The 17803-nt window shown below is 36.8% G+C and carries 11 protein-coding genes and 1 tRNA gene; 10 read left to right on the top strand and 2 right to left on the bottom strand.

What is annotated here, in order from left to right:
- The first annotated feature begins 152 nt into the window (after positions 1 to 152).
- The 4 genes from GQ46_RS11820 to GQ46_RS11805 all read left to right on the top strand — a co-directional run bounded on the left by GQ46_RS11820 (position 153) and on the right by GQ46_RS11805 (position 8969).
- Positions 153 to 3287, top strand: coding sequence for a SusC/RagA family TonB-linked outer membrane protein (locus GQ46_RS11820; RefSeq protein ID WP_044402133.1), 3135 nt, complete (start codon positions 153 to 155; stop codon positions 3285 to 3287).
- 9 nt (positions 3288 to 3296) lie between these two features.
- Positions 3297 to 4841 carry a RagB/SusD family nutrient uptake outer membrane protein gene (locus GQ46_RS11815; RefSeq protein ID WP_044402130.1) on the top strand — a complete coding sequence of 515 codons (1545 nt, stop codon included), beginning with the start codon at positions 3297 to 3299 and terminating at the stop codon, positions 4839 to 4841.
- 17 nt (positions 4842 to 4858) lie between these two features.
- Positions 4859 to 5965: a SusE domain-containing protein gene (locus tag GQ46_RS11810; protein WP_044402127.1), complete on the top strand. Its 1107-nt coding sequence runs from the start codon at positions 4859 to 4861 to the stop codon at positions 5963 to 5965.
- Between the two features lie 91 nt (positions 5966 to 6056).
- On the top strand, positions 6057 to 8969 hold the full coding sequence (locus tag GQ46_RS11805; RefSeq protein ID WP_044402126.1) for an alpha-amylase family glycosyl hydrolase: 2913 nt from the start codon (positions 6057 to 6059) through the stop codon (positions 8967 to 8969).
- Positions 8970 to 9975: 1006 nt separating this feature from the next.
- On the opposite strand, the gene GQ46_RS11800 is transcribed toward GQ46_RS11805, so the two are convergent.
- A tRNA-Leu gene (locus GQ46_RS11800) sits at positions 9976 to 10057 on the bottom strand.
- 101 nt (positions 10058 to 10158) lie between these two features.
- On the opposite strand from GQ46_RS11800, the gene GQ46_RS11795 reads away from it, so the two are divergent.
- The 6 genes from GQ46_RS11795 (at position 10159) to GQ46_RS11770 (ending at position 16533) form a co-directional block, all read left to right on the top strand.
- Positions 10159 to 11547 carry a dipeptidase gene (locus GQ46_RS11795; RefSeq protein WP_044402124.1) on the top strand — a complete coding sequence of 463 codons (1389 nt, stop codon included), beginning with the start codon at positions 10159 to 10161 and terminating at the stop codon, positions 11545 to 11547.
- Between the two features lie 196 nt (positions 11548 to 11743).
- Positions 11744 to 12607: a DMT family transporter gene (locus GQ46_RS11790; RefSeq protein ID WP_044402122.1), complete on the top strand. Its 864-nt coding sequence runs from the start codon at positions 11744 to 11746 to the stop codon at positions 12605 to 12607.
- A gap of 180 nt (positions 12608 to 12787) precedes the next feature.
- Positions 12788 to 13153 carry a BlaI/MecI/CopY family transcriptional regulator gene (locus GQ46_RS11785; RefSeq protein ID WP_044402119.1) on the top strand — a complete coding sequence of 122 codons (366 nt, stop codon included), beginning with the start codon at positions 12788 to 12790 and terminating at the stop codon, positions 13151 to 13153.
- A 2-nt stretch (positions 13154 to 13155) separates the two neighbouring features.
- On the top strand, positions 13156 to 15051 hold the full coding sequence (locus GQ46_RS11780; RefSeq protein ID WP_082041752.1) for a M56 family metallopeptidase: 1896 nt from the start codon (positions 13156 to 13158) through the stop codon (positions 15049 to 15051).
- An 18-nt stretch (positions 15052 to 15069) separates the two neighbouring features.
- On the top strand, positions 15070 to 15309 hold the full coding sequence (locus GQ46_RS11775) for a hypothetical protein (RefSeq protein ID WP_044402116.1): 240 nt from the start codon (positions 15070 to 15072) through the stop codon (positions 15307 to 15309).
- Positions 15310 to 15432: 123 nt separating this feature from the next.
- Positions 15433 to 16533, top strand: a complete 1101-nt coding sequence (locus GQ46_RS11770; protein ID WP_044402113.1) for a DUF4407 domain-containing protein — start codon at positions 15433 to 15435, stop codon at positions 16531 to 16533.
- Here GQ46_RS11770 and GQ46_RS11765 read toward each other — a convergent pair whose 3' ends face one another.
- Positions 16534 to 17781 (bottom strand): FAD-binding oxidoreductase, encoded by a 1248-nt coding sequence (locus GQ46_RS11765; protein WP_044402110.1) that lies wholly within the window; start codon positions 17779 to 17781, stop codon positions 16534 to 16536.
- Between the last annotated feature and the right edge of the window lie 22 nt (positions 17782 to 17803).

Raw genomic sequence — 17803 nt, 5'->3', positions numbered from 1 at the left:
CACAGCAATCAGAAAAAGTTGTCAACACGAAAACGTTTGCGTTGCTTGTTATTACTGGGGGAACTCTTTTTTTAACATAAAATTTACATAGATTTAACACCGAGAAGTGAAAGTATAAACTATAAATTTTAGAAACTAACGCAATAGTATTTATGAAAACAATTTTTAATTGTCTACTGTTTGTCTTATTAATTTTGCCCACCTATTTGATGGCGCAAAATACAATTACGGGTACAGTAACAGAACAATCTTCAGGCCTATCCTTACCTGGCGTAAATGTGATTGTTAAAGACTCAAATAAAGGGACATCAACAGATTTTGACGGAAATTATGAAATTACTGCTTACTCTGGTAATGTTTTAGAATTCTCTTATATAGGTTATGTCACGCAAAGCATTACCTATACAGGCCAACCGACTCTTAACATTGCACTTGTTGATGATGCTTCACAATTAGAGGAGGTCGTTATTATTGGTTACGGTAGCGTTAAAAAAGAGGACTTAACAGGCTCTGTAGATGTTGTTAGTAGCAAGGATTTTAATAAAGGCGCTATAACTTCAACAGACCAATTGCTTCGTGGTAAAGCTGCTGGTGTTAGAATAACAGATAGTGGCGGATCTCCAGATTCTGCTCCTAATATTAGAATTAGAGGTGGCGCATCCTTGAATGCTGATAGTAGTCCGTTAATTGTAATTGACGGTGTGCCTATTGGAAATCAAAATCCTGCTGGTGTAAGCAACCCACTAACGTTAGTAAATCCTAATGATGTAGCGAGTTTTACCATTTTAAAAGATGCTTCTGCAACAGCTATTTATGGTTCTCGAGCCTCAAACGGTGTTATTATTATTACCACTAAAAGAGGGACTTCTGGTGAAGCACAATATAATTTTTCAACTTCTGTGACTTCAAATACTCCAGGCAATGGTCTAGACATGATGACCAGTGATGAGTATGTTCGTTTTATTAAACAATACCATCCCAATTTAGAAGAAAATTTAGGGGTCGAAATTGGTTCTGTGGTTACTAGTGAACCTTCAACCATAATTCAGGTAAATAGTTATGACACTGACGGAAACATAACGGGAACAGAAAATAGAGAAATCTACGATACCAATTGGAGAGATGCCATTTTAAGAACGGCTATTACCTCTAATACCAATTTTTCTGTACGCGCCAATTTAGGAGAGAATCTACCATTTAGAGCCTCTTTAGGTTACAGTAATTCTGAGGGCGTGGTTAGAACAGATGATTACGAACGTATAAGTGCTTCATTTAAATTATCTCCCACGTTTTTAGAGGATAACTTAAAAGTAGATACTAATGCTAAAATTACGCTTGCAGATAAAAATGCAGCAGATGCCGGAGGCGCGCTCGGTGGTGCACTCGTTTTCGATCCTACAAAGCCTGTTTATAATGAAGCTGGTATTTTTGGCGGATTTTACACAAACACGAATGGAAACTTAATTGATGGACAGTTTAATCCGTTAGCTTTATTAGAGCAAAGAGAACGTCCAGAACAAGCGTTCAGATTTTTAGGTAATATTGAGTTAGATTATACCATGCCGTTTTTACCTGAACTTAAAGCAGTCGTTAATTTAGGCTTAGACGCTTCACGTTCTAAAATTGAAGAAACCTTTAGTAATAATGCTTTAGCAACTTACCGATTAGATGCCAATGGCGGTTATTTATTTAATTCAGGATTAAATTATGCTGAAAGACAACACATTACCAATACTACTTTTGATGCGTATTTACAATATGCTAAAAGCCTAGAAGATAATTTTGTTACCAGTTATGATTTACAATTAGGATATGCTTACCAAAATTTTAAAACGGATGGTAACAAAGAAAATTTTGTCTATTATGTTCAAGATAATGACGATACTACAGATGATGAAGCTTTAGTAGGTACAAGAGTCGTTAACTTTAATCCTAATAACCCAAATAACAGATATTTTAATAGCCAAAACTTACAATCCTTTTTTGGGCGTTCAAATATTAATTTAAATGATAAATACTTATTGACCTTGTCTTTAAGAGCAGATGCTTCTTCTTTATTCGTATCTGATGATATTTGGGGCGATGGCGTTTGGGGATTTTTTCCAGCTGCTGCTTTAGCTTGGAAAGTTAAAGACGAGTCTTTCTTAAAAAATGTAAATTTTATAGACGACTTAAAAATACGTGTTGGTTGGGGTAAAACTGGACAACAAAACGTGACTAGTGCTGCTGGTTTTTATCCAACAAGCCCTTTATTTGTAATAGGAGATCAAAACAGTCAATACTTACCTGGTGTGAATTTGTATTCAGCCAGTCCTTTTCAAACAGGATTAACTTGGGAAAAAACCACCACATATAACGCGGGGATCGATTTTGCTTTTTTTAAAAGCAGAATACTTACAGGTTCTTTTGACATCTTTAGAAGAGAAACCAGAGACTTATTAACACAAATAGACCTTCCTCCTGGACAAGAATTAAGAAACAATTTTATTGCTAATAGAGGTTCTACAGATAGTGAAGGATTTGAATTCTCATTAAACCTTAATCCTATTAGGAATGAAAATTTCAATCTAAGTCTTAACGGTAATATCGCTTATGCTCAAACAGAAGTAACAGATTTAGGTGGCATTAACAGACTCCCTATTGGTGGTCAGCTTCTAGGAACGGGTTCTAATTTATTATTCAATATATTAGGTGAAGAACCATACCAAGCGGGTGTGTTCAAGCAGATTTATGATACTGAAGGTAATCCAATACCAAATGCCTTTGTAGACATAAATGGTGATAGTCAAATCACTGAAGATGATAAGTACTATCAGTCTTTGAGACCGAATTGGAATTTTGGTTTTGGCTTTAATGTTGACTATAAAAACTGGGACTTAGGCGCTAGTTTTAGAGGTCAATTAGATGGTAAAGTTTACGATTTAAATGAATTACGCTTTGGAAACATTGAGAGCGCTGCGCCAACTAATAATACAAGTAGCACCAACGTCTTAAATTTTTATAACGGTGCTGCTAATCCAGTCTTCGATGACGCCAATGGTAATATTCAGTTTTCCGATTACTTCCTTAGAAATGCTAGTTTCATGAGATGTGAAAACATTGTGCTGGGTTATCGTTTGCCACAAAATTTTATCCCAAACACGAACATGAGATTATACGCTTCGGTTAACAATCCTTTTATCATTACAGAATATGAAGGACAAGATCCAGAAAATTTTGGCGGTATCGATGGGGCTTTTTACCCAAGACCACAGGCCTATACTTTTGGAGTAAATATTGATTTTTAAAATATGACTATGAAAAAAATAATTTTAACATTTTTTGGTTTGGCGTTATTAACTACGCTATCGTCATGTGTCAATGATTTAGACACAGAACCAAAAGTGGAGTTAACACTCCAACAATTACTTGAGCAAGATCCAAATGCTATTGAAGGTATTTTATCACGGCTATACGCATCCTTTGCTCTTTCAGGCCCAAGCGGACCAGGAAGCTCAGACATCTCAGATGATCCCGGTGAATCCCCTTTTCTTAGAGGAATTATAAACCTGCAGGATTTTACTGCAGACGGCATGAAAAACCGCTGGGGTGATGATGGTTTAGACCAGTTAACAACTACCTCGCAATGGGATAGTAATAACAAATTTTTTAGATACCTTTATAACAGAGCCTATTACACTATCCCACAGTGTAATAACTTATTAAATGTATTGCCTAATGCTGGAGTGGCAATTCCAGAATCTATTGAAAGTGAAGTTCGGTTTTTAAGAGCTTTAGCCTATTTCTATGTGATTGATGCATTTGGAAAGGGTGTTTTAGCTACTGATGAAAATTTTGGAACTTCTGAATTCTTACCAGAAGCTTCCAGAGAAGAGTTATTTAGTTATGTGGAAACAGAATTATTAGCTATCGAACCAACCATAGGTGATAATAATGGTTATGGTAGAGCAAACACCTATGTTGTAGATATGCTTTTAAGTAAATTATATCTTAATGCTGAAGTATACACTGGAACACCAAGATATAATGCTGCCGTTACTTACTTAAATAAAGTAATTACTGAAGGTGGCTATTCCCTAGAAGGTAATTTTCTTCAAAATTTTTCTGGAGACAATGATAGCTCTTCTGAGATAATCTACCCTCTAATTGCCGATCCTGTAGTGAGCCAAAGTTTTGGTAATACCACCTATATCGTAAACGGAAATTTAAGTCCAGATACCATACCTATTTTAGAATTTGGTGCTGCTGAAGGTTGGCAAGGACATCGCGCAACAAGCGCTTGGTATGGCTTATTTGGAGACTTAAGCACCTCTAATGATCAAAGAGCAAGTTTATTCTGGACAGAAGGACACAGCTATGTAATGACAGATTACAGAGAATGGACCGATGGTTACCCTTCAATTAAATTTAGAAATAACGATTTGAATGAAACACCAATGAGCGGGACTACCTTTTCAGGAACAGATTTCCCATTATACCGTCTTGCTGATGCTTATTTAATGTATGCTGAATGCGCTATAAATAGTGCGCCAAATGCCAATATGAACGATGCTTTAACCTATGTGAATTTGGTGCGAACGCGATCAAACGCAGATCCTATTATACTCTCTGAGTTAGATTTAGATTTTATAATGGATGAAAGAGGCCGTGAATTAAATCTAGAAGGTCATAGAAGAACTGACCTTATTCGTTTTAATAAATTCACTGGAGGGAACTACTTGTGGCCCTGGAAAGGAGGAACTGCAAATGGCTCATCAATTCCTGATACTTACAAAGTATTCCCTATTCCACAATCTGCATTGGATGCAAATACCAATTTAACACAAAACCCAGGTTACTAATTAAAAAATACATAATCATGAAAAGAATACAAATTTTAACGCTTGCTCTTTTTGCCTTTTTAGGTTTCAATTCGTGCAGTGAAGATGATGAAAAATTCACAATAAGTGCAGCAGGTGCAACAGAGGCCGTCTTACAACTGCCTACTAGCGGTACAGCCATTGTTTTGGATATTGCCAGCCCGCAAGCTATAGCAACGACACTTGTGTGGGATGCTGCAAGTTACGAATTACCTACGGAAATAACTTATACCGTACAATTAGCAAATTCAGGAACCGAATTTGCTAACCCTGTTGATGCTAGCGTAACTAGTGATACTTTTTTAGCATGGACTAATACTGCACTTAATGGCATCGCTTTATCTAGTCTTTCCCTTACCCCGTTTACGCCTGGTGATGTGGATATAAGAATAAAATCAACGACGGGTAGTACAGGGGCAGAAGCTACTTTTTCTGAGCCAGTTACTGTTTCAATAACGCCATATACCACCGAAAATCCAAAAGTATACGTCGTGGGTAACTTTTTAGGTGCTAGTGGCTATGGAAATGACTGGACGCCTGCAGATGCTGTAGCTCTTGAAGCTTCTGGTTTTGGTGAAACAGATTTTGAAGGTTATGTTTATCTAAACGTCACTAGCCCTGAATTTAAAATTCTACCAACAAATGAAAGTTTTGATGGCGATTATGGTGATGATGGTACTTTTTCAGGAACTTTAGTACAAGAAGGTGAATCCAATATTTTATTAGCTAATTCAGGTTACTATTGGATTAAAGCAAATACTGATCCGTTGGTATCAACCTATAGCGCACAGCAAACCCGTTGGGCGATTACCGGTAGTGCAACACCAGCAGGATGGCCAAGCGCGACTGCTGAAGACCAAGACATGACTTACAATGCTACTACGAAAAAATGGGAAATTACTATTGATTTAACAGCTAATCCAGATGATGCTTTCAAATTTAGAGCTAATGATGATTGGGCCATCAATTACGGGGATGCAGGCTCAGATGGTACTCTAGATTTTAACGATGGTACGAATATGACGGTAACAACATCAGGAACCTATTTTGTTGAAGTGGATTTTAGTAATCCAAGAGCATATACCTACACAGCCACGCTACTGTAGATTTCTAGATTAAAAAAGCTGGTTCTATTTTTAAAAACCAACTTTTTAATTTCAATGCTTATTAAACGCTCATTTAAACTAACATTTTAATATGAAAAAAAAGATACTCAGTCTTAGCTGTATACTCACCGCTTTATTTTTTGTAAGCCTTCTAAGTGCTCAAATTTCTATTTCACCAGATCCATTTCAAGTGGATGCATCCATTACTATAACAGTAGATATTAATAGTGGTGCTTCTAATTGTAATAGCTTGTCAAATCCAACAAAGGTATACATGCATTCAGGGATAGGCGATAATACAAATGCTTTTGGGTTTAGTGTTGTCGGGAACTATGGTCAAGACGATGGTGTCGGACAAATGACCAATAATGGCAATGGTATTTACAGTATTACCATTGTACCAGAAACGTATTATTCTTTAACAGCTACTCAAGCGGCTGACGCTACTAAGCTGGGAATGGTTATTAGAAACGAAGACGGGTCTCAGGAATTAAAAGCCAGTGGTTGTAGTGACTTTATATTTAATGTTGGCGTTTTCCAAGCGACGGTAACCAATCCAACAGCGACTACCACTATTTTAAATAGTGGCGAAGATTTAATAATCAACGCCAATAATACCAATGGCTTAGCAGACTATAGTTTAAAAGCTAATGGTGCAGTAATTAACAGCAATACTAATGTGTCTACATACGCTTATACAGATGCTAACATAACAGAAAATAAAAATTATGCGTTAGAGATTACGCAATCTGGAACAACAATCACTAAAACGTTTTCAGTTTTGGTTAATCCAGGAGTCATAGTACAGCAAATACCAGCCAACTTAGTGAATGGTATAAATTATGATGCTTCAGACCCAACCAAAGTTGTTCTCGTATTAGATGCACCACTAAAAGATTTTATATATGTCGCAGGAAGTTTTAATAATTGGAATCCGGATTCTAGTTATTCTATGAAAAAAGATGCTACTGCAGGTTCAACAAAATTTTGGTTAGAATTAACTGGTTTAACAGCTGGACAAATTGAAACGTTTCAATATTGGGTGGTAGATCAAACACCCGCTGCAAACTCACCAATGATGGTAAAAACAGCAGATCCCTATTCAACATTAGTGTTATCACCCTTTGACGATCCTTTTATCCCTGCGAATACCTATCCAAACTTACCCGCTTATCCTGCTGGACAAGAACGCGAGGTTACGGTCTTACAAACGGGACAAGCAGACTACCAATGGCAAGTGACCAACTTTCAAAAACCAAAAAAAGAAGATCTGATAATCTACGAAGTGTTAGTTAGAGATTTTGACGGTGATAGAAATTTTCAAGATTTAATAGATAAAATAGATTATTTCAAGAACTTAAACGTCAACGCCATCCAACTGATGCCGGTTATGGAATTTGAAGGCAATGAAAGTTGGGGTTATAACACGTCATATCATATGGCTTTAGATAAATTTTATGGTACAGAAGCTAAGTTAAAAGAGTTTGTAGATGTGTGTCATCAAAATGGTATTGCAGTCATTTTAGATGTGGCTTTAAATCATGCTTTCGGGAGAAACCCAATGGTTCGTATGTGGATGGATGATCCAGATAATGATGGTTGGGGAGAACCAAGTAGCGAAAACCCTTATTTTAACCAAGTCGCCACACATAGTTACAGTGTCGGCTCCGATTTTAATCATTCCAATGCCATTACTAAGGCTTATGTAAAACAGGTGGTTGCTCACTGGGTTAACGCCTTTAAGATTGATGGTTTCCGCTGGGACTTAACTAAAGGGTTTACTCAAAACTGTACGGCTAGTGATGAAAACTGTACTAATGTTTATCAAGCTGATCGCGTCGCTGTACTAAAAGAATACGCAGATTATTCGTGGAGTTTAGATGCTCAACACTATGTGATTTTTGAACACCTTGGAGGTAATCAGGAAGAAAAAGAATGGGCAGATTATCGGGTTTCTGGTCAGGCTGATGGTATTTCAAAAGGCATTATGCTTTGGGGAAAAATGACAGGTTCTTACGCAGAACTATCAAAAGGCTACGCAGCACAAGGGGATATTTCTGGAGTAGGTCATAATAGTCGTAATTTTAATGCAAAGCGTCTTATTGGATATGCCGAGAGTCATGATGAGGAACGCATTATGTATACCACGCAAACCGAAGGTAATACCGCAGTTCAAAATGCAACCCTCTTACCCTCCGCCTTACTTAGAGCCTCTACAGTGGCTGCAACATTAATAACAGTGCCAGGACCTAAAATGATTTGGCATTTTGGCGCTTTAGGCATGAACAATTCAATATTTACCTGCAGTGACGGTTCTGTAAACTTACCAGGAGGCGGTAACGGCGATTGCAAATTAGATACGAAGCCGCAACCACAATGGACGCAAAACTGGCTTGCAGACGCTAATAGGTCACAGGTATATAATGACTATGCGCGTATAAATGCTTTAAAAATAAATGAACCAGTCTTTGAAGGCGACTATGAAATACTTCCCGATGGCAACAATATTAGACAACGAATATATGTTTGGGATGATACCTTACCAGCAGCAACACTAAAGAACGTTGTTGTATTAGCAAACTTTTCAGTAGCAAATTTATCGATAGTTCCAAATTTTCCGTACACAGGAAGATGGTACGATTTAATGGATCCTACTGGTAATACTTTTGTTGACGTTACTAATACTAGTGATCCAATTAATGTGTCTGCCGGACAGTTCAAAATGTATGGCAATGCACAACCTCAAACGCTAAGTACAACTGCGTTTGCTTCTAATGACAATGTGGCTTTATATCCAAATCCTGCACAAACCGCTTTCTCAATAAATAAGGACGTAAAAAAACTATCTATTTATGATGTTTCAGGAAAATTGATTAAAACATTTAAAGGCAATTTCACAAAAGCATCGGCTTTTAATATTGAAAATATTTCAAAAGGTCTGTACTTAGTACAGATAGAAAACGAATTAGGAGCAACGACCACCACTAAACTTATTAAGTTGTAATCCCTTTTTAATTGGCCTTCTGAAAAATAAAAGCTTCCGCATTGTCGGAAGCTTTTTGTTTTTTTAAGTGTCTGGTTTTAACTTTATTATTTTTTAGGCGTTTCGAAGTTTGCCACTTAAAAAACAAAATATTATGCACCCTAAATATTAGAAAATTCTTTACTCTACGGAGTCAAAGACTTCTCAGAGCAGAAATAAACTGCGCTCTTCGAAGTATATATAAAACTTAATATAAAAAACCCTCGCTCCCGTTAGTTTCCAAAACTCGTGGCATTACGAGTAACTATAGTTTAGTAGCTGTACGTCCACTAAGCGCAGCTTAGCGGTAGCGAGGAAAGCCATCGTATATTTCCAAGAGTTGAAATACGTGTAAAGACTAAAAAAATAGGCTGTCTAAAAAGACTTTCAAATTCACTTTGTCAGGTTGAGCCTGTCGAAACTAAACTTGATTATCAAAAGCTTAAACTATTTCGACAGGCTCAATATGACTATGAACGAGTCTTTTTAGACAGCCTCTTTATCTCATATCGTACGGGCGAAGAGACTTACTTCGGCTGCGCTCAGCATAAACTTCTCGTCTCTCCCCAAAATCAAGATAGTATAAAACCAAAAAAGCTAACCGCTTAAAGTTAGCTTTTGTCTTTGTTAGTACGGGCGGAGAGACTTACTTCGGCTACGCTCAGCATAAACTTCTCGTCTCTCCCCAAAATCAAGATAGTATAAAACCAAAAAAGCTAACCGGTTAAAGTTAGCTTTTGTCTTTGTTAGTACGGGCGGAGAGACTTACTTCGGCTACGCTCAGCATAAACTTCTCGTCTCTCCCCAAAATCAAGATAGTATAAAACCAAAAAAGCTAACCGGTTAAAGTTAGCTTTTGTCTTTGTTAGTACGGGCGGAGAGACTTACTTCGGCTACGCTCAGCATAAACTTCTCGTCTCTCCCCAAAATCAAGATAGTATAAAACCAAAAAAGCTAACCGGTTAAAGTTAGCTTTTGTCTTTGTTAGTACGGGCGGAGAGACTCGAACTCTCACACCTCGCGGCACTAGATCCTAAGTCTAGCGTGTCTACCAATTCCACCACGCCCGCAAAAGAAGTGCAAATATACAAATAGTTTCAACATTCAAACAATTCTTTTATAGAAAAAGTTTATGTCTTTTTGTACTTTTACTCAAATTCAAAAAAAGACGATGCAAAATATCCAATCTTACATTCAAGAACACCAAGACAGATTTTTAAACGAACTTATAGAATTACTTAAAATTCCATCGATTAGCGCCGACTCAGCCTATAAAAAAGAGGTGATTAAAACGGCCGAAGTTGTTATGGACAGCTTAAAAAAGGCGGGTTGTGATACCGTTGAACTTTGTGAAACCAATGGCTATCCCATTATTTACGGTGAAAAAATAATCGATAAAAACCTGCCAACCGTTCTCGTTTACGGACATTACGATGTACAACCACCAGATCCTATTAATTTATGGAATTCTCCACCTTTTGAGCCTGTAATAAAAAAGACAGAATTGCATCCGGAAGGTGCTATTTTCGCACGTGGTGCTTGTGATGACAAGGGACAAATGTACATGCATGTCAAAGCTCTAGAGTTTATGACCACCCAAAACCAATTACCGTGTAACGTTAAATTCATGATTGAAGGAGAAGAGGAAGTTGGTAGTGTGAATTTAGCCAAATACGTAAAAGAAAATCAAGAAAAATTAAGTAACGATGTTATTTTAATTAGTGACACCGGTATGATTGCTAAAGACGTGCCATCGATTACTACTGGTTTACGCGGCTTGAGTTATGTTGAAGTTGAAGTTACTGGACCCAATCGTGATTTACACTCCGGTTTATATGGAGGTGCCGTTGCAAATCCTATAAATGTACTAACCAAAATGATTGCCTCGCTTCATGATGAAAACAATCACATTACCATTCCTGGTTTTTATGATCAGGTAGAAGAACTATCCAAAGAAGAGCGTGAACAAATGGCAAAAGCACCGTTTTCATTAGACAATTATAAAAAAGCATTAGATATTGATGCCGTTTATGGCGAAGCAGAATACACCACAAACGAGCGTAACTCTATTAGACCAACACTAGACGTTAATGGTATTTGGGGCGGCTATACTGGAGAAGGTGCAAAAACCGTTATTGCAAGTAAAGCCTATGCTAAAATCTCAATGCGTTTGGTGCCCAATCAAGATTGGGAAACCATTACAGCGTTGTTTAAAAAACACTTTGAAAGTATTGCGCCTAAAGGGGTTAAAGTAAAGGTGAATCCGCACCACGGTGGTCAAGGTTATGTCACACCAATAGATAGTATAGGCTATGAAGCCGCAAGTAAAGCTTATGAAGATACGTTTGGCAAAACACCTATTCCACAACGTAGCGGTGGTAGTATTCCTATTGTCTCCTTATTTGAACAGGAATTAAAAAGCAAGACTATTTTAATGGGCTTTGGTTTAGATAGCGATGCTATTCATTCGCCAAACGAGCATTTTGGAATTTGGAATTACCTAAAGGGCATCGAAACCATTCCAGGGTTTTACAAACATTTTACAGAACTTTTTAAATAATAGTTGGGCGATCCCTACTTATACTTTCTGTATTAAAGTATAAGTAGGGCGCGTCTTCCACTGTATCTTTTTTGCGTCACACTTACAAATTAGGCTTGGCATTTTATTAAACAGTTACTTGTTTAAAATAATTTCAAATCATCAGAACTTCACAAAAAAGGATGCCGTTACAACCGCTATCGCAAAACAGAACTACATGAAAAACCAACACCTTAAGCATGTTTTAGAATTAACGCTTGCGACGCTTTTAATAAGTACCTCTGGCGCTTTAGGCAGGTATATAGACATGCCAGCACCAGTAACTATTTGGTGGCGCAGTGCTTTGGCGATGGTTATTTTACTCCTTTTTTGTAAATTCAAAAATATAAATCTAAAGATTCAATCTAAAAAAGACTTCGGTGCATTTATACTAAGCGCCCTGTTTATGGCATCGCATTGGATTACCTATTTTTATGCGCTGCAACTCTCCAGCGTAGCTATTGGTATGCTATCATTGTTCACGTTTCCAATTATGACCGCATTATTAGAACCCTTTTTCTTAAGAACCAAGTTAGATTACATGCACCTGGTTTTAGGGTTGATGGTGCTTTTAGGCATCTACATCCTCTCTCCCGAATTAAATTTTGAGAGTGACGCCGTAAGAGGCATACTATTTGGTTTGTTTTCTGCCTTGTGTTATGCCTTACGTATTTTAATACTCAAACAATACGTTTCAAGGTATCATGGCAGTAGTTTAATGTTCTATCAATTGCTAATTATGAGTATTGTTTTAATTCCTGCGTTGTTTCTTTTAGATACCTCGAATATTACAACACAATTCCCCTATGTTATTCTCTTAGCACTAGTCACTACCGCTATTGGGCATACGCTTTTTGTTCAAAGTTTAAAACATTTTAAAGTGAGTACTGCAAGTATTATAGGAAGTACACAACCCATTTTTGGTATCATCATCGCCTTTTTCTTTTTAAATGAAATCCCCACCTGGAACACCTTTTTTGGCGGGTTATTAATCCTTTCCACAGTGGTTATTGAGAGTTTGCGCTCAAGAAAACTGAAATAGCAGGAGACCTTTCTGGGCAATCATTTAAATCATAAACCAAGGTTATAAGCGCAATACCCACATGGTTTTAATAATCTTGCAGGATAAACTTTGATTAAAAAATTTAAAAAAAACGTCTCTATGTTTGTAGAATCGAATTTTTATTCTACATTTGTAGAGAACGCTCTAAAAGTGTAGACTATGAAATTATCAAAAACTGAAGAAGAATTAATGAGTCACCTCTGGAAACTAGAGCGTGCGTTTATGAAAGACCTGCTCGACGCCTATCCAGAGCCTAAGCCAGCAAATACAACTGTAGCTACCCTTTTAAAACGTATGGCTGACAAAGGTTTTATAGACCATAAAAAATACGGTAATTCACGCGAATATTTCCCTTTGGTTAAAAAGAAAGACTATTTCTCGAAGCACGTTAACGGGCTCATAAAAAACTTTTTTAATGACAGCAGTTCACAATTTGCTTCCTTTTTCACTAAAGAAACCAATTTAACCAAAGCAGAATTGGAAGATTTACAAGCCATTATTGCTAACGAAATTAAAAATAAGTAATTATGCTATTGATCCTTTTAAAATCGACTGCTTGTCTCGCTATTTTTATTGTGTTTTATAAGCTACTGCTCGAACGCGAAAAAATGCATCACTTTAAACGTTATTATTTATTAGCGGCATTAGTCGTTTCCTTTGCGATTCCGTTTATCACCTTTATAAAATATGTAGAACCAACAATCGCTGTGAGCTATTTTCAAGTAGACGATTCTGTTGCCTTAAACCTTGAACCAGTCGATGCACCTGCTCAAGCACCAATTAACTATTTACCAACCCTACTATGGAGTCTATACGGTTTGGGTGTTTTATTGTTTGGAATAAAATTCGGACTTAATCTCTTCAGAATATTTTCAAAAATCAACAAAAACGAAAAGCAAAATTACGGAAATTTTATTACGGTTCTATTACAAGATTTGGTATCTCCGCATACATTTTTCAGTTACATCTTTTTAAATAAGACTAAGTTTGAAACTAAGGCCATTCCGCAGGAAGTATTATTACACGAAGCAACACACGCCAGACAGAAACACAGTTTAGATGTGTTATTTATAGAGCTATTACAAGTACTCTTTTGGTTTAATCCACTACTGTATTTCATTAAAAAAGACATTAGACTAAACCACGAGTTTTTAGCAGACGAAGCGGTTTTAAAACAAGGTACAGACTCATCAACTTACCAAAACATGCTATTGGCATTCTCATCACATGCCACAGAACCAGAATTGGCAAATGCCATAAATTATTCATTAATCAAAAAACGATTTACAATTATGAAAACAAAAACCTCAAGAAAAGCCATCTGGCTTAGAAGTTTATTATTGCTGCCGCTATTGGGTGGATTGCTTTTTAGTTTCAGCAGTACAAAAGAAGTGGAGAAAGATGTTTTACCTGAAGTTAAAATTGACACAACTCAAGAACTTTTAGACTCGGAAAAACAACAAAGTAACAGATTAAATACATTAACCGATGCAGAAAATGAGTTAGAGAAGATTAATAATTTGAGAGTAGAATACACAACACCGCAAAGAAAAAAACCCTCAAAAGCTCAATTTGAAGGTTGGAAAAATGAAACTCTATTTGCACTTTGGCTGGATGGTAAACACATTAAAAACAGTGAATTAAATAAGCTTACTAATCACGATATAGTATATTACAATGGTTTATTGATAAAGCCAGATGCCAAAAATGAAAAATTTCCACAACATTATTATACATATCTCTATACAGAAATAGGCTTTGAAAATGCATATTCTAAATCAAATGTTGGAAAAGAAGCTGAATTTCAAAACATCGTTAATGACATTTTGGAAAGAGATATTAAAGAAAAATCTTCAAATCAAGATGGTGCTACACAAAAACAAATAGCAGAATACAATAAACTGGCAAAAAAATATAATACTATGTCTCAGGATGATATGAGAGTACGATCTAAAGATGTAGAAAGATTGGAATACCTTTATCGTATTATGACTGTCAAACAACGCAAAAATGCTGAACCATATCCAGTATTCCCTCCACCACCGCCTGCTCCTCCTGCTCCAAAAGTGCTTAGGGGCCAAAACTCAAATATTCCACCACCACCTGCTCCAGGGGTACCAGACTATCCTAAGGTGAAAAAAGGTGAGGCGTCTAATATTCCACCCCCGCCACCACCAACTCGAATGAATCCAACAGAACATATTGTATACATGACGAACAAAGGAGCTGCCTTTTACTACAATGGTGATAAAATCACATCAGACCAAGCGATTGAATTAGTGAAGGAAAATCCAAAACTGAATATTTCATCACAAAGTAATAATGGTGTATCTACTGTTCATTTGTCCAACAAAGGAATAAAAACGGTTAATGGGAAATTAATCAAACAATCTGCCTCTGCAGAAAAGTCTAAAAATCCATAGGGTATTCAAACTGCTGTAATGGAAATCCCGAAAGGAGAGACTCATCCTGTTAAATATGAAAACAACAAAGAGCTACTAAAAGACTTTTCAAAGAAAGGCGCTACTTTATATTTTCAAAATGAAAAAATTAATTTAGAAACGGCCTTAAGCTATGTTGATAAATACAAAAATCTACATATTTCTACTTCACATTACAGTACTCCTAATCCAATAGTCAACCTTTATGAAAATAAGGCTGTCGCATACCCTAAAAATTAAGCGATATATAAGTACAAAAACTATTAGAGCCTCCGAAAGGAGGCTTTTTTATGTTAAATAATGTAACAAAACACCCCCTTTAGCGTTCTAACAGTCACATCATCAATCAAATCTATTCTAATTATGCTAAAACAATTCTTCATTATTTGCTCTGGCGCAGATACCGATATACTAAAAAACAGCGCCATAGGCGAACAAAATAAATATGCAGGCATTGGCGCTACGGTTTTTTTTACCGCCTTAATGGCTTTTATTGCTTCTAGCTACGCGCTGTACACCGTTTTTGATAATCTCTTTGCTTCCATTGGTTTTGGATTTGTTTGGGGCTTACTCATTTTTAATTTAGACCGCTTTATTGTGTCCACCATAAAAAAAAGAGACCATTTTGTAGACGAAATTATTCAGGCCACTCCAAGATTGCTATTAGCACTTATTATCGCTGTGGTGATTTCAAAGCCCTTAGAACTAAAGATTTTTGAAAAAGAAATCAATCAGGTTTTACTGGAACAAAAAAACGAGTTAACACTGGCTAATCAGGATCAAATTGCGCTTCAATTTACACCTAAAACAGAAGCGCTTGAACAGGATATTACAACACTTAAAAATGAAATACTCACGAAAGAGGCAGAAGTAAATGCGCTTTACGGCACGTACATTAAAGAAGCTGAAGGCACAGCGGGCACAAAGCGACTAGGAAAAGGGCCCGTTTACAAAGAAAAGCGTGATAAGCACGATGCCGCTTTAGCCGAACTACAAACGCTAAAAGAAGCTAACGCAGCTAAAATAGCAACTACTGAAACAGCGCTAGCACAACTTAAGGCAAATTATGATGCACAAGTCACCACGACGCAACCTATTATTGATGGTTTTGATGGGTTAATGGCTAGAGTTACTGCTTTAGGAACATTACCCTGGTTGCCCTCGTTCTTTATTTTCCTATTATTCTTAGCCATTGAAACCTCTCCTATTTTTGCCAAACTATTATCCCCTAAGGGTGAATATGATTTTAAATTAGAAGATCAGGAAACGGCCATAAAAAGTTTAGTAGAGCAAAAAGTGCAAGAACGTAAATTAGCGATTAAAGCAGACTTTACTATTAATGACCGGGTATACACCAATCTTGCTGAAGAAGATGAATTATACGAGTACAAACGTAAAAAAGCTCGTGAACTCATGCAATTACAAGCGGATGCCTTTTATAAAGCGCAGCAGAAATTATTCTAGTTAAAAGACTCTGTCTGGATGAAACGGCTGTAGATTTAAACTCGGTTTTTTATCTGAAATTATTTCAGAAACTAAAAGCCCTGTCGCTGGTCCTAAACTCCAACCCATCATGGCATGCCCGGTAGCCACCGTCAGGTTTTTACATTTTGAAGATTTACCAATGTATGGCAATCCGTCTGGTGAACAGGGTCTTAAACCTACATTGGCTTTCGCTTTGTCTTCATTTGAAATAATTAAGCCTTTGTAATACGATGCACTAGCATTGGCAATCGCTGCTACCCGTAAAGGATTTATAGTGTTATTAATACCACCAATTTCCATGGTGCCAGCAAAACGCGTGAAGCCATCCATTGGTGTTACAGCAACTTTTGCTTCACATAAAATAGCTGGAATAGTAATGTTTGTTACGTTTTCTGTATTAATACTATAGCCTTTTCCCGCTTGAATTGGTATTTTTAATCCTAATTTTTTGGTTAATAACGGACTCCAAGTACCTGCCGCTAAAACAACTTCATCTGCAGTTAGTTCTTGTTTATTAGTAATGACCTTAGTAATAACGCCATTAGAAAACACAATATCTTTTACGGTTTCATCATTAAAAAAAGTAACTCCTATAGCCTTTAGATATTTTGTCATTTCTAACATGAAACTATTTGGTGTCATGTGAGCATCTGAGTCGTAGTAAACAGCGCCTTTTATATCTAAATTTGCAAGGGGTTCCATTAGGTTTACGTCTTCCTGAGATAAATGTTTTACGCCTAAGCCTTCTTCTATACCGCGTTTACCAATACGCCATTCCGCTTCACCTGCGCGATCTGTTTTATAACACATAAGCAGCCCTTTCCTTTGGTAGTGAAAATCAAAATCATTTGACGCTTTTAAGGTTTCATATAAATGCCTGCTCAATAAATTAATATCCTTTATTACCGGAATGGCTTGCTCTACTTTTTTCGCTGTTGCGGCTTTTTTGAAGGCCCAACTCCATTTTAGAAAATCGGAATCCAAACGCGGTTTTACGTAGAACGGACTAGACGCATCAAACATCCATTTGATGCCTTTTGTAATTATACCAGGTGCTGCCAAAGAAATAAAATGACTCGGTGTAATGTAACCCGCATTCACATAAGAAGCCCCTTCAGGGCGATTCGATTTATCGATAATCGTCACGTGATGTCCCGCTTTTTTAAGATAATACGCGGTGCATACCCCTATAATCCCACCTCCTATTATTACAACAGTCTTACTCATTCTTTTTAGAATTATTTAATTT

This window comes from Lacinutrix sp. Hel_I_90, assembly GCF_000934685.1.
Taxonomy (GTDB): domain Bacteria; phylum Bacteroidota; class Bacteroidia; order Flavobacteriales; family Flavobacteriaceae; genus Lacinutrix.
This window is presented reverse-complemented; position numbering and strand designations above follow the sequence as displayed.

What these genes read in the sequence shown, in the direction of transcription:
- GQ46_RS11775 (WP_044402116.1), top strand. Translation starts at nt 15,070, where the DNA reads ATGGAAATCCCGAAAGGAGAGACTCATCCTGTTAAATATGAAAACAAC.
- GQ46_RS11820 (WP_044402133.1), top strand. Translation starts at nt 153, where the DNA reads ATGAAAACAATTTTTAATTGTCTACTGTTTGTCTTATTAATTTTGCCC.
- GQ46_RS11810 (WP_044402127.1), top strand. Translation starts at nt 4,859, where the DNA reads ATGAAAAGAATACAAATTTTAACGCTTGCTCTTTTTGCCTTTTTAGGT.
- GQ46_RS11780 (WP_082041752.1), top strand. Translation starts at nt 13,156, where the DNA reads ATGCTATTGATCCTTTTAAAATCGACTGCTTGTCTCGCTATTTTTATT.
- GQ46_RS11795 (WP_044402124.1), top strand. Translation starts at nt 10,159, where the DNA reads ATGCAAAATATCCAATCTTACATTCAAGAACACCAAGACAGATTTTTA.
- GQ46_RS11805 (WP_044402126.1), top strand. Translation starts at nt 6,057, where the DNA reads ATGAAAAAAAAGATACTCAGTCTTAGCTGTATACTCACCGCTTTATTT.
- GQ46_RS11785 (WP_044402119.1), top strand. Translation starts at nt 12,788, where the DNA reads ATGAAATTATCAAAAACTGAAGAAGAATTAATGAGTCACCTCTGGAAA.
- GQ46_RS11790 (WP_044402122.1), top strand. Translation starts at nt 11,744, where the DNA reads ATGAAAAACCAACACCTTAAGCATGTTTTAGAATTAACGCTTGCGACG.
- GQ46_RS11765 (WP_044402110.1), bottom strand. Translation starts at nt 17,781, where the DNA reads ATGAGTAAGACTGTTGTAATAATAGGAGGTGGGATTATAGGGGTATGC.
- GQ46_RS11815 (WP_044402130.1), top strand. Translation starts at nt 3,297, where the DNA reads ATGAAAAAAATAATTTTAACATTTTTTGGTTTGGCGTTATTAACTACG.
- GQ46_RS11770 (WP_044402113.1), top strand. Translation starts at nt 15,433, where the DNA reads ATGCTAAAACAATTCTTCATTATTTGCTCTGGCGCAGATACCGATATA.